At 69.4% G+C, this 12,040-nt stretch carries 10 protein-coding genes and 3 pseudogenes; 3 read left to right on the top strand and 10 right to left on the bottom strand.

Annotation, left to right across the window (positions count from 1 at the left end; translation table 11 throughout):
• Window positions 1–167 precede the first annotated feature (167 nt).
• The 5 genes and pseudogenes from ACWGKQ_RS51155 to ACWGKQ_RS51135 form a co-directional block, all read right to left on the bottom strand.
• Window positions 168–1,853 (bottom strand): ribonuclease J, encoded by a 1,686-nt coding sequence (locus ACWGKQ_RS51155; protein ID WP_453299000.1) that lies wholly within the window; start codon window positions 1,851–1,853, stop codon window positions 168–170.
• 163 nt (window positions 1,854–2,016) lie between these two features.
• Complete coding sequence (gene dapA / locus ACWGKQ_RS51150) at window positions 2,017–2,916, bottom strand: 4-hydroxy-tetrahydrodipicolinate synthase (protein ID WP_453298999.1); 900 nt, start codon at window positions 2,914–2,916, stop codon at window positions 2,017–2,019.
• A 223-nt stretch (window positions 2,917–3,139) separates the two neighbouring features.
• A pseudogene (thyX, locus tag ACWGKQ_RS51145) lies at window positions 3,140–3,592 on the bottom strand (FAD-dependent thymidylate synthase); the annotation flags it as partial.
• Window positions 3,593–4,339: pseudogene (locus ACWGKQ_RS51140) on the bottom strand (HNH endonuclease); the annotation flags it as partial.
• A gap of 159 nt (window positions 4,340–4,498) precedes the next feature.
• Window positions 4,499–4,789: pseudogene (locus ACWGKQ_RS51135) on the bottom strand (FAD-dependent thymidylate synthase); the annotation flags it as partial.
• A 201-nt stretch (window positions 4,790–4,990) separates the two neighbouring features.
• Here ACWGKQ_RS51135 and ACWGKQ_RS51130 point away from each other — a divergent pair.
• Both ACWGKQ_RS51130 and ACWGKQ_RS51125 read left to right on the top strand, forming a co-directional pair.
• The gene (locus tag ACWGKQ_RS51130; protein WP_453298998.1) at window positions 4,991–5,227 is read left to right on the top strand and encodes a hypothetical protein; all 237 of its coding nucleotides are present in this window, start codon (window positions 4,991–4,993) and stop codon (window positions 5,225–5,227) included.
• A 91-nt stretch (window positions 5,228–5,318) separates the two neighbouring features.
• The gene (locus tag ACWGKQ_RS51125; RefSeq protein ID WP_453298997.1) at window positions 5,319–5,873 is read left to right on the top strand and encodes a hypothetical protein; all 555 of its coding nucleotides are present in this window, start codon (window positions 5,319–5,321) and stop codon (window positions 5,871–5,873) included.
• 83 nt (window positions 5,874–5,956) lie between these two features.
• Here the strand turns inward: ACWGKQ_RS51125 and ACWGKQ_RS51120 are convergent, their stop codons facing one another.
• The 5 genes from ACWGKQ_RS51120 to rpsO all read right to left on the bottom strand — a co-directional run bounded on the left by ACWGKQ_RS51120 (window position 5,957) and on the right by rpsO (window position 11,425).
• A complete protein-coding gene (locus ACWGKQ_RS51120) occupies window positions 5,957–6,409 on the bottom strand; it encodes a hypothetical protein (protein ID WP_453298996.1) in 453 nt (150 codons plus the stop codon).
• A 20-nt stretch (window positions 6,410–6,429) separates the two neighbouring features.
• On the bottom strand, window positions 6,430–7,182 hold the full coding sequence (gene dapB, locus ACWGKQ_RS51115; protein WP_453298995.1) for a 4-hydroxy-tetrahydrodipicolinate reductase: 753 nt from the start codon (window positions 7,180–7,182) through the stop codon (window positions 6,430–6,432).
• Window positions 7,183–7,208: 26 nt separating this feature from the next.
• The gene (locus ACWGKQ_RS51110) at window positions 7,209–8,588 is read right to left on the bottom strand and encodes a M16 family metallopeptidase (RefSeq protein ID WP_453298994.1); all 1,380 of its coding nucleotides are present in this window, start codon (window positions 8,586–8,588) and stop codon (window positions 7,209–7,211) included.
• Complete coding sequence (locus ACWGKQ_RS51105) at window positions 8,585–10,804, bottom strand: polyribonucleotide nucleotidyltransferase (protein ID WP_453298993.1); 2,220 nt, start codon at window positions 10,802–10,804, stop codon at window positions 8,585–8,587. The genes ACWGKQ_RS51110 and ACWGKQ_RS51105 overlap by 4 nt, the downstream gene beginning before the upstream one ends.
• 333 nt (window positions 10,805–11,137) lie before the next feature.
• Window positions 11,138–11,425 (bottom strand): 30S ribosomal protein S15, encoded by a 288-nt coding sequence (gene rpsO, locus ACWGKQ_RS51100; protein WP_089098391.1) that lies wholly within the window; start codon window positions 11,423–11,425, stop codon window positions 11,138–11,140.
• 271 nt (window positions 11,426–11,696) lie between these two features.
• Here rpsO and ACWGKQ_RS51095 point away from each other — a divergent pair, with 271 nt between their 5' ends.
• Window positions 11,697–11,990, top strand: coding sequence for a DUF397 domain-containing protein (locus tag ACWGKQ_RS51095; RefSeq protein ID WP_181804473.1), 294 nt, complete (start codon window positions 11,697–11,699; stop codon window positions 11,988–11,990).
• Window positions 11,991–12,040 lie beyond the last annotated feature (50 nt).

Raw genomic sequence — 12,040 nt, 5'->3', positions numbered from 1 at the left:
TCTATCCCCCCCCCGCGGGGCGCCCCAGTCTCCCCCCCCCCTCTCGCCGGGTGGGGCCGGGGTGGCCCCACCCCAACCCCCCGGGGGGGGGGGCCCCCCCCACCCACCCCCCCCCCCCCCGCTCCGGGTTCACGCGTACGAGGGGTCGTACGAACGCTGTACGCGCGTCAGACCTCCACGACCACCGGCAGGATCATCGGCCTGCGCCGATACCTGTCGGAGACCCATTTACCGAGGGTGCGGCGGATCAGTTGCTGCAGCTGGTGAGGCTCCACGACACCGTCCTGGGCCGAGCGTTCCAGGACCTCCGAGATCTTCGGGAGCACGTCCGCGAACGCGGAGTCGTCGATGCCGGAGCCGCGGGCCTGGACATGGGGACCGCCGGTGATCTTGCCGGTGGACGAGTCGACGACGACGAAGACCGAGATGATGCCCTCGTCGCCGAGGATCTTGCGGTCCTTGAGCGCCGGCTCGCCGACGTCGCCGACCGAGAGGCCGTCGACGTACACGTAACCCGCCTGGACCTTGCCGGAGATCTTGGCCTTGCCCGCGACGAGGTCGACGACGACGCCGTCCTCGGCGATGACGATGCGGTCGTGCGGGACGCCGGTGAGGGCGCCGAGCTCGGCGTTGGCACGCAGGTGGCGCCATTCGCCGTGGACCGGCATCAGGTTCTTCGGCCGGCAGATGTTGTAGAAGTACAGCAGCTCACCGGCGGAGGCATGGCCGGAGACGTGCACCTTGGCGTTGCCCTTGTGGACGACGTTGGCGCCCCAGCGGGTCAGGCCGTTGATGACGCGGTAGACCGCGTTCTCGTTTCCGGGGATGAGCGACGAGGCCAGGATGACGGTGTCGCCGTCGACGATGCGGATCTGGTGGTCGCGGTTGGCCATCCGGGACAGGGCGGCCATCGGTTCGCCCTGGGAGCCCGTGCAGACCAGGACCACCTCGTGGTCGGGAAGGTCGTCGAGCGTCTTGACGTCGACCACCAGGCCCGGCGGGACCTTCAGGTACCCGAGGTCCCTCGCGATGCCCATGTTGCGGACCATGGAGCGGCCGACGAAGGCGACCCGGCGGCCGTACTCGTGGGCCGTGTCCAGAATCTGCTGGATGCGGTGGACGTGGCTGGCGAAGCTCGCCACGATGATCCGCTTGCGCGCACCGGCGAAGACCTGGCGCAGGACGTTGGAGATGTCCCGCTCTGGCGGGACGAAGCCCGGGACCTCGGCGTTCGTCGAATCGGCGAGGAGCAGGTCGATGCCCTCCTCGCTCAGCCGTGCGAACGCGTGTAGATCCGTCAGACGACCGTCCAGCGGGAGCTGGTCCATCTTGAAGTCGCCGGTGTGGACCACCATGCCGGCCGGCGTGCGGATGGCCACGGCCAGGGCGTCCGGGATGGAGTGGTTGACGGCGATGAACTCGCAGTCGAAGGGTCCGACGCGCTCGCGCCTGCCCTCGGCCACTTCCAGGGTGTAGGGGCGGATCCGGTGCTCCTGGAGCTTCGCCTCGATGAGGGCGAGGGTCAGCTTGGAGCCGATCAGCGGAATGTCCGGCTTCTCCCGGAGGAGGTAGGGGACGCCGCCGATGTGGTCCTCGTGGCCGTGGGTGAGGACGATGCCCTCGATGTCGTCGAGGCGGTCCCGGACGGACGAGAAGTCCGGCAGGATCAGGTCGATTCCGGGCTGCTCCTCCTCGGGGAAGAGCACTCCGCAGTCGACGATGAGCAGACGGCCGCCGTACTCGAAGACGGTCATGTTTCGGCCGATCTCGCCGAGCCCGCCGAGCGGGGTGACGCGGAGCGCACCTTCGGGGAGCTGCGGCGGGGCGCCGAGTTCAGGATGCGGATGACTCAAAAGACTCTCCTCACCACGCACGCCACGTACCGGTCGGGCACGTGGCGTGCGTGACGTTCGTGCATAAGCAGTTGTCGTTGTCCTTGCTGGGTGCGGGCACCGATGGTCCCGCCTATTCAGTTGTGAAGCGTTGCTGCGCGGACGGCCGCGCAGAAGTCTGTTGTCAGAGTTGTACCCCGCCGGCGGCAAGATCGATCTTGAGCTGGGCAATCTCCTCGGCCGAACACTCGACCATGGGTGCGCGCAGGGGTCCTGCGGGCAGTCCCTGGAGGGCGAGCGCGGCCTTGGTGGTCATGACGCCCTGGGTGCGGAACATGCCGGTGTAGACGGGGAGCAGCTTCTGGTGGATCTCGGCGGCCTTGACGACGTCACCGGAGGTGTAGGCGTCGACGAGGGCCCGCAGGTCGGGGGTGACCAGGTGGCCGACGACCGAGACGAAGCCGACGGCGCCCACGGAGAGCAGCGGCAGGTTCAGCATGTCGTCGCCGGAGTACCAGGCGAGGCCGGACTGCGAGATGGCCCAGCTCGAACGGCCGAGGTCGCCCTTGGCGTCCTTGTTGGCGACGATCCTCGGGTGCTCGGCGAGGCGGACGAATGTCTCGGTGCTGATCGGGACGCCGCTGCGGCCGGGGATGTCGTAGAGCATGACGGGCAGCCCGGCGGCGTCGGCGACGGCGGTGAAGTGCCGGTACAGGCCCTCCTGCGGGGGCTTGTTGTAGTACGGCGTGACGACCAGCAGGCCGTGCGCGCCGTCGCGCTCGGCCTGGCGGGCCAGCTCGATGCTGTGGTGGGTGTCGTTGGTGCCGACTCCGGCCACCACGTGGGCGCGGTCGCCGACCGCGTCCAGTACGGCTCGTACCAGGTCCGATTTCTCCGCGTCACTGGTGGTGGGGGACTCGCCGGTGGTCCCGTTGATGATCAGGCCGTCGTTGCCTGCGTCCACCAGGTGGGTGGCGAGCCGCTGTGCGCCGTCGAGGTCGAGTGCGCCGTCCGCCGTGAACGGCGTGACCATGGCGGTGAGGACCCGCCCGAAGGGGGTCTGCGGAGTGGAGGTCGGAGCCATGGGTTACACGCTACTCGGTGCTCACGGCGCGGTCTGCCCTTGGGGTGCGGGGAAAGTCCGGACAAATGCGGAGCCCGGCACTGCCTGCTCGGGGGTTCAAGCAGTGCCGGGTCCGTTTGATCAGGCTAGATGAACTTCGCTAAATGCCGCAATACGGACACTTCGCGAGGCTGATCCGTACATCTGTGCCGAACACGACAAGAATCGCGACCGGCGGGTGCCGCTACGGCGCGACCCGGCCGTTGGCGTTGAAGGCCGCATGGGTGAGCGGCATGAGCTTGGCCCACTCCGCCTCCATCTTCTCGCCGACCATCTCGATCTCCCGCTGCGGGAAGGACGGCACCTTGGCCAGCTCGTGCTGGGTGCGCAGCCCGAGGAAGTGCATCAGCGAGCGGGCGTTGCAGGTGGCGTACATCGAGGAGAAGAGCCCGACGGGCAGCACCGCCCGAGCGACCTCACGGGCGACGCCGGCGGCGAGCATCTCCTGGTAGCGCTCGTACGCCTGGATGTACGACTCCTGCATCGAGCGTTCCACGATCTCCTGCTGGGCTTCGGTGCCCGGTACGAACTCGTACTTGCCGGGACGCCCCTGCTGCACCAGCTTGCGGTCCTCGCCGGGGACGTAGAAGACCGGCTGGAGTTCCCGGTAGCGGCCCGACTCCTCGTTGTACGAGTTGTGGACGACAAAACCGTTCGCGAGGAAGTTGTGCCAGGGGCCTTCCACGGAGAGGTCGTAGGTCATCTCCTCGCCGTCCGCCTCGATGGCGACGACCTGGTCCGGCACCGCCTCGGCGATCTTGCCGCCACGCTGGGCCAGCGCCTGCTCCCCCGCGCTCTTGGTGGCGTGGCACGGCTCGCAGGCGGGAGCGAGGTTCTTCTCGTCGAGGGCCTGGAGCAGGTCACCGGCCACCGGGACGACGTGGTCCAGGGCGAGCTGCTCCCGGGGGAAGTCGTGACCGCACAGGTGGCAGGTGTCGACCTCCTTGATCAGCCGCTCGCGCTGCATCGAGGTCCATACGCCGATGCCGCGGCGCAGGCTCGGCGGGACCAGGCCCTGCGACGGGCGCTGCGCCGTGCCGGCGACCAGGACAGCATCCCCGACGGTGAGCTCTCCCGCCTTGCACCAGCCCTCGGGGGTGAAGAGGGCATGGTCGACCGTGCAGCGGAGGGTCTTGCCCGAAGCGGTGGTGATCTTGACGAGCGGCTTCACACCCGACTCGATCACGTCGACGATCCTCGCCCGCTGGGCGAGCAGGGTCTCCTCGTCATAGCAGCGCACGTGGTTGCGGCGGACCGATTCGAGCTTGCGAATGCGGGTGCTGGGGTGGAGCTCCCGGAACTCGGCGACGGCGGACTCCGCCGCCTCACGGTTCTCATACAGGCCGAGGTAGTGGTTGGTGTCGCCGCGTCGCACCTGGGCCATCCACTTGCCCGCCCGGCTGTGCCAGGTCACGCCTCCGGCCGAGTGCGGCAGGCGGTCCTCGACGCCCAGGTGCCAGAGCTGGTACAGCTCGGCGATGGTGCGCCGGCGCAGGTGGCCCGCCTCGCTCTCCAGGGTGATCTCCGTGTCCCCGGCGATGCACCATCCCACCCGGTGCCGCATGAACTCGCGGAAGACGAAGATCGGGGCGCTGATGAAGAAGGTCATCGAGTTGTGTTCGAAGGGGCTGCCGTGCCGGTCCCGCATCAGGTAGTTGATGAGGCCCTTGGAACGCTCCGGGTCCTTCTTCAGCTCGTCCAGGGACTGCTCGCCTGCGGTGGAGACCCGTGCGGCCCACAGCACGTCGGAGTCGGCCGCGCTGTGCTTGACCAGGTCGACGGTGACGTCGCTGCGGAAGCTGGGCTTGAGGTCGTCGGCGGGGGTGTCGGTCACGGCTCGGCGGGTCCTTCCATCACTTCTCTCGGGCGGCGCCCACTCTACGGGCCGGTACCGACATCGGGGCGTTCGGTACCGGGGCGCGACATACACCGGCGAATTTCTGTGAATTCGGTGAAACCGGGCACCTTTCGGGTCACTCGCCCGTCTGTGTAGATGACAGACAGTCGTTCGATCCCGAGAGGGGATGCACCGCCCATGTTCGGTCGGCGCGAACCGGTTCCGTTCGCCTTCCTCGCCGAAGCCGACAGGTTCCGGAGCAATGTGGCTCCACCGCCCCGTCAGCGGTCCTCCGTGAGTCAGATAGCCGGGCGGTGGCTGCTCGGGCTCACCATCGTGGCCGGGCTCGTGGGCTCGCTGGTGCTCGGCATGCCGGCGCTGTCCACGCCGTCCGACGCAGGGACGCAACAGTCACAGGCCTCCCAGGGGCACTGAACTCTTCCGGACCCCCGTGAGTGGTGGGCGGGGACACGGGCGGATAGCCTCACCGGGCACAGCCCACGCATGGATTGAGTGAGGACCAGCCGTGCCCCTGCCCTTCCTGACGGCCGACCGCACCTATGACGCGGCGCTCGACAACGCCCTCCCGTACGACGACCGGGACCGCTGGCGGCGCCCCTACCGGCCCGGGCCGTGGCGGGTCGGCGGAGCCGCCCTCTGGCTGCTGCTCGCCTCGTTCGTGCTGTTCGCGGCGGTCGCCCTGGCCCTGACCGGCTCGTTGTCCTCCGCCGGCGTAGTCCTCGGCTTCGCGCTGCTGATCATCGCCGCCGCGCTGCGGATACTGCGCATGGGCGTGTGGGTGAGCGCGTACGGAGTGCGTCAGGTGGGTCTGCTGTACACGCGGACGGTGCCCTGGAAGCGGGTCGTCGCGGTGCGTACGGCGCAGCAGCCGGTGCGCTGGCTGGGTCTGCCGCGGACCGTGCAGGGGCAGGCGCTGACCCTCGTGCGCAAGGACCGCGCTCCGGAGGACACCGGACCGTTGCTGACCACGCACGGGATGGACTTCGTGGGCCGGATGTCGGCCTTCGACCGGGCTGCGGACGCGGTGGAGGCATGGGCCGCGGAGTACCGGCGCGGCTAACGGTACGGATAGCGGTACGTACATGTGCGAAGGGGGCCGGTCCGCGGTGTGCGGGCCGGCCCCCTTCGTCGTACGACTGCCGCTCAGGCCTCCACCGGCCTGCCCTCGTGCAGGGCGATGGCGCGCTGCATCGCCTTGCGGGCGCGCGGGGTGTCGCGGGCGTCGTGGTAGGCGACGGCGAGCCGGAACCAGCTGCGCCAGTCGTCGGGGGCGGCCTCGGTCTCGGCCTTGCGCTTGGCGAAGACCTCGTCGGCCGAGTCCCGGTCGATCCGGCCGCCGGGCGTGCGCTTCAGCTCGTCCACGGGCAGGCCGCCCTCGGCGTCGAGTGCGGCGGCAAGGGCGTTGGCCTTGCGGACGAACTGGGTGTTCTTCCACAGGAACCACAGGCCGATGACCGGCAGGATCAGCACCGCCACCCCGAAGGTGACGGTGAGGACCGTGCCGGTCTGGATGAGCATCACGCCCCGGCTGCCGACCAGGACGAAGTAGAAGAGGAGGACGGCGGCCGTGAGGGCGTAGGAGAGCTTCGCGCGCATGAGCAGGGGCCTTCCGGAACTCAGCCCAGGTCCAGGAAGTTCTCCAGGCCGAAGGTCAGGCCCGGAGTGGTCACCACCCGGCGGGCGCCGAGCAGGATGCCTGGCATGAAGCTGCTGTGGTGGAGGGAGTCGTGGCGGATGGTGAGGGTCTCGCCCTCGCCACCCAGCAGGACCTCCTGATGGGCCAGGAGGCCGCGGAGGCGGACGGCGTGGACGGGGATCCCGTCGACGTTCGCGCCGCGGGCACCGTCCAGGGCGGTGGCTGTGGCGTCCGGGGCGGGGGCCGTACCGGCCGCGCGGCGGGCGTCGGCGATGAGCTGGGCCGTTCGCGTGGCCGTGCCGCTCGGGGCGTCCACCTTGTTCGGGTGGTGGAGTTCGACGACCTCCACCGACTCGAAGTACGGCGCGGCGACCTGGGCGAACTTCATCGTCAGCACGGCGCCGATGGAGAAGTTCGGGGCGATGAGCACGCCGGTCTCCGGGGACTGGGCGAGCCAGCCCCTCAGCTGCGCGAGGCGCTCGTCCGTCCAGCCCGTGGTGCCGACGACGGCGTGGATGCCGTGGCGCACGCAGAAGTCGAGGTTGCCCATCACCGAGGCGGGGGTGGTGAGTTCGACCGCGACCTGGGCGCCGGACGCCTCCAGCGCTTCCAGCTTGTCGCCCCGGCCGAGGGCGGCGACCAGCTCCAGGTCCTCGGCGGCCTCGACCGCCCTGACCGCCTCGGAGCCGATCCGGCCCTTGGCGCCGAGGACCGCCACGCGCAGCTTGCTCATCTTCTTCGTTCCTTACCGGTGGTGTGTCAGGCGACGGCGTCGTGCAGGCGTGCGGCCTGCTTGTCCTTGAGCGGGCCGATGACCGACAGCGACGGGCGCTGTCCCAGGATGTCGCGGGCGACCGAGCGGACCTCGTCCGGGGTCACCGCCGCTATCCGGGCCAGCATGTCGTCGACGGACATCTGCTCGCCCCAGCACAGTTCGCTCTTGCCGATACGGTTCATCAGCGCGCCGGTGTCCTCCAGGCCGAGCACGGTGGAGCCCTGGAGCTGGCCGATGGCACGGCCGATCTCGTCGTCCGGCAGGCCGTACTCGGCGACCTGGTCGAGTTCGTCCCGGCAGATCTTGAGCACGTCGTGCACCTGTGAGGGCCGGCAGCCGGCGTAGACGCCGAACAGGCCGCAGTCGGCGAAGCCCGAGGTGTAGGAGTACACGCTGTAGGCCAGGCCGCGCTTCTCGCGGACCTCCTGGAAGAGCCGGGAGGACATGCCGCCGCCGAGGGCGGTGTTGAGCACGCCGAGCGCCCAGCGGCGGTCGTCGGTGCGGGCGAGGCCGGGCATGCCGAGGACGACATGTGCCTGTTCGGTCTTGCGGCCGAGCAGTTCGACGCGGCCGGCGGTGCGGATCGTACGGCTGCCGTCGCGCGGGGCGATGGGGTCGGCCGCGGTGTTCCTGAAGGCGCCGGCCTTCTCGAAGGCCGCGCGGACCTGTCGTACGACCTTGTTGTGGTCGATGTTGCCGGCGGCCGCGACCACCAGGTGGGTGGGGTCGTAGTGCTTCTTGTAGAAGCGGCGGATGCGGTCGGCGGTGAGGGCGTTGACCGTGTCGACCGTGCCGAGGACCGGGCGGCCCAGGGCGTTGTCGCCGAACATGGTGTGCGCGAACAGGTCGTGCACGCAGTCGCCGGGGTCGTCCTCGGTCATCGCGATCTCTTCGAGGATCGCGCCGCGCTCGACGTTGACGTCGTCCTCGAGGATCAGGGAGCCCGTGAGCATGTCGCAGACGACGTCTATGGCGAGCGGCAGGTCGGTGTCGAGCACGCGCGCGTAGTAGCACGTGTACTCCTTCGCCGTGAACGCGTTCATCTCGCCGCCGACCGCGTCGATGGCGGAGGAGATGTCCAGGGCGGAGCGGCGTGTGGTGCCCTTGAAGAGCAGGTGCTCCAGGTAGTGGGTGGCGCCGTTCAGGGCGGGGGTCTCGTCGCGGGAGCCGACGTGGGCCCAGATGCCGAAGGTCGCGGAGCGGACCGAGGGCAGGGTCTCGGTGACGATGCGCAGGCCGCCGGGGAGGGTGGTCTTGCGCACCGTGCCGATGCCGTTCTCGCCCTTGATCAGGGTTTGCGTACGGGCAACGGCCCGCGCCTCCGAAGAGGTGCGGGCCGTCGCCTGGGAGCCGTCGGACGTCACTGCTCGGCGTCGTCCTTCGTGTCGTCGGCAGACTCTTCGCCCTCGACCACGGGGATCAGGGAGAGCTTGCCGCGGGAGTCGATCTCGGCGATCTCGACCTGGACCTTCTGGCCCACACCGAGGACGTCCTCGACGTTCTCCACGCGCTTGCCGCCGGCCAGCTTGCGGATCTGCGAGATGTGCAGCAGACCGTCCTTGCCGGGCAGCAGGGAGACGAACGCGCCGAACGTCGTCGTCTTCACGACCGTGCCCAGGTAGCGCTCGCCGACCTCGGGCATCGTCGGGTTGGCGATGCCGTTGATGGTGGCGCGGGCGGCCTCGGCGGCCGGGCCGTCGGAGGCGCCGATGTAGATGGTGCCGTCGTCCTCGATGGTGATCTCGGCGCCGGTGTCCTCCTGGATCTGGTTGATCATCTTGCCCTTGGGGCCGATGACCTCGCCGATCTTGTCGACCGGGATCTTCACGGTGATGATCCGCGGCGCGTTGGGGGACATCTCGTCCGGCTTGTCGATCGCTTCCATCATCACGTCGAGGATGTGGAGGCGGGCGTCCCGGGCCTGCTTGAGGGCGGCGGCCAGGACGGAGGCCGGGATGCCGTCCAGCTTGGTGTCGAGCTGGAGGGCGGTGACGAACTCCTTGGTGCCGGCGACCTTGAAGTCCATGTCGCCGAAGGCGTCCTCCGCACCGAGGATGTCGGTGAGGGTGACGTAGTGCGTCTCGCCGTCGATGTCCTGGGAGATCAGGCCCATGGCGATACCGGCGACCGGGGCCTTCAGCGGCACACCGGCGTTCAGCAGCGACATGGTGGAGGCGCAGACCGAGCCCATGGAGGTCGAGCCGTTGGAGCTGAGGGCCTCGGACACCTGGCGGATCGCGTAGGGGAACTCCTCGCGGGTCGGCAGGACCGGCACGAGGGCGCGCTCGGCGAGGGCGCCGTGGCCGATCTCGCGGCGCTTCGGGGAGCCGACGCGGCCGGTCTCGCCGGTGGAGTACGGCGGGAAGTTGTAGTTGTGCATGTAGCGCTTGCGGGTCACCGGGGAGAGGGTGTCCAGCTGCTGCTCCATCCGGAGCATGTTGAGGGTGGTGACGCCCAGGATCTGGGTCTCGCCACGCTCGAACACGGCGGAACCGTGCACCCGCGGGATGGCCTCGACCTCGGCGGCGAGCGTACGGATGTCCGTCACGCCACGGCCGTCGATGCGCTTCTTCTCCTTGATCACGCGCTCGCGGACCAGCTGCTTGGTGAGCGAGCGGTACGCGGCGGAGATCTCCTTCTCGCGGCCCTCGAACTCCGGCAGGAGCTTCTCGGCGGCGAGCACCTTGACGCGGTCCAGCTCGGCCTCGCGCTCCTGCTTGCCCGCGATGGTCAGCGCGGAGGCCAGCTCCGGGCGGACGGCGGCGGACAGCGCCTCCAGGATGTCGTCCTGGTAGTCGAGGAAGATCGGGAACTCACCGGTCGGCTTGGCGGCCTTCGCGGCGAGGTCGGCCTGGGCCTTGCAGAGCACCTTGATGAAGGGCTTCGCGGCTTCCAGACCGGCCGCGACGACCTCCTCGGTGGGCGCCTCGGCGCCGCCCTTGACCAGCTGGATGGTCTTGTCGGTGGCCTCGGCCTCGACCATCATGATCGCGACGTCGCCGTCCTCCAGGGCGCGACCCGCGACGACCATGTCGAAGACGGCGTCCTCGAGCTCGGAGTGCGTCGGGAAGCCCACCCACTGGCCGTTGATCAGCGCGACGCGGACGCCGCCGATCGGGCCGGAGAAGGGCAGACCGGCCAGCTGGGTGGACGCGGACGCGGCGTTGATCGCGACGACGTCGTACAGGTGGTCGGGGTTGAGCGCCATGATGGTGGCGACGACCTGGATCTCGTTGCGCAGGCCCTTCTTGAAGGACGGGCGCAGCGGGCGGTCGATCAGACGGCAGGTGAGGATCGCGTCCTCGCTCGGCCGGCCCTCACGGCGGAAGAAGGAACCCGGGATCTTGCCGGCGGCGTACATCCGCTCCTCGACGTCCACCGTGAGGGGGAAGAAGTCGAGCTGGTCCTTGGGGTTCTTGGAGGCGGTGGTGGCCGACAGCACCATGGTGTCGTCGTCCAGGTACGCCACGGCGGAGCCGGCGGCCTGCTTGGCCAGGCGGCCCGTCTCGAAACGGATGGTGCGGGTGCCGAAGGCGCCGTTGTCGATGACGGCCTCGGCGTAGTGGGTCTCGTTCTCCACTAGTGTTTTCTCCTCGTCTTCGTCCCTCTCGCCCGTGTGGCGGGGGGACGGTTGCGGAGAAGCGCGCCGTGCGGTGCGGGCCGGTCTTCGATCGAAGCACCCGGGGCTCGCTTCCCCCCGGGGGCCACTACCGAGGACCGGCGGCGGCTTGGGTGCGCTTCTCCTCGTTCTGTGTCGTACGTCGTTGTGCTGTGCCGTACGTCGTTACGTGTCGTGCGTATTGCGTTGTGCTACCACACTACAAAGCGTGAGTGACACTCCGCACGTTTCCGCACGTACGGCAAAGGGAGCGGCCCCGGGTGTCTCTCCGGGAACCGCTCCCTTCACGGCGTCTTACTTGGCGCCCGCCGCACCGCGGCGGATGCCCAGGCGGTCCACCAGCGCACGGAAGCGCTGGATGTCCTTCTTCGCCAGGTACTGCAGGAGGCGACGGCGCTGACCGACCAGGATCAGCAGACCACGGCGGGAGTGGTGGTCGTGCTTGTGGACCTTGAGGTGCTCCGTCAGGTCGGAGATCCGGCGCGACAGCATGGCGACCTGGACCTCGGGGGAGCCGGTGTCGCCCTCCTTGGTACCGAACTCGGTGATGATCTGCTTCTTCGTAGCGGCGTCGAGCGACACGCGTACTCCTCGTAGTCTTCGAATGGCCACCGAGTGCCCCCGGTCTTTGTCTCGGGGGAGCTTCCGTTACTCGGGAGGCGGGGATCCGCTGGGCGCGGCCGACAGGGTCCCCTGGGGACTCCGACGGTGCGTACACAAACGGCCGTCGTCCAGGGTACCAGTGCCGGTAGGGGGCTCTGTCCCGGGGATGCGGAAGAAGGTACGGGCCCGGTACGCCCGCCACTAGTGTGACGGTCACAGCCCATGTACGAGGGGAAGGGGTCGCTGCGGGATGAGCGAGACGGCTGAGGAGATGAAGGCGCGCAAGGAGCGGGAACGGGACGAGCTCTACGCGCTCGACATCTCGGGCGTCGAGTGGCACTGCGCGCCCGGTACCGAGCAGGACGAGGAGCGGGTCGAGATCGCCTACCTGCCCGAGGGTGCGGTGGCCATGCGGTCCTCGCTCGACCACGGCACCGTGCTGCGGTACACGGAGGCGGAGTGGCGGGCGTTCGTGCTGGGCGCGCGGGACGGGGAGTTCGACCTGGAGCCGAACGAGCGCAACGGCGGTCTGGCCGCCCAGTAAGCCCCGGCGGCCCAGTGGACGGCGAAGGGGGGCGGCACACGCGCGTGTGC

Source organism: Streptomyces sp. NPDC054770 (assembly GCF_053611985.1).
This window is presented reverse-complemented; position numbering and strand designations above follow the sequence as displayed.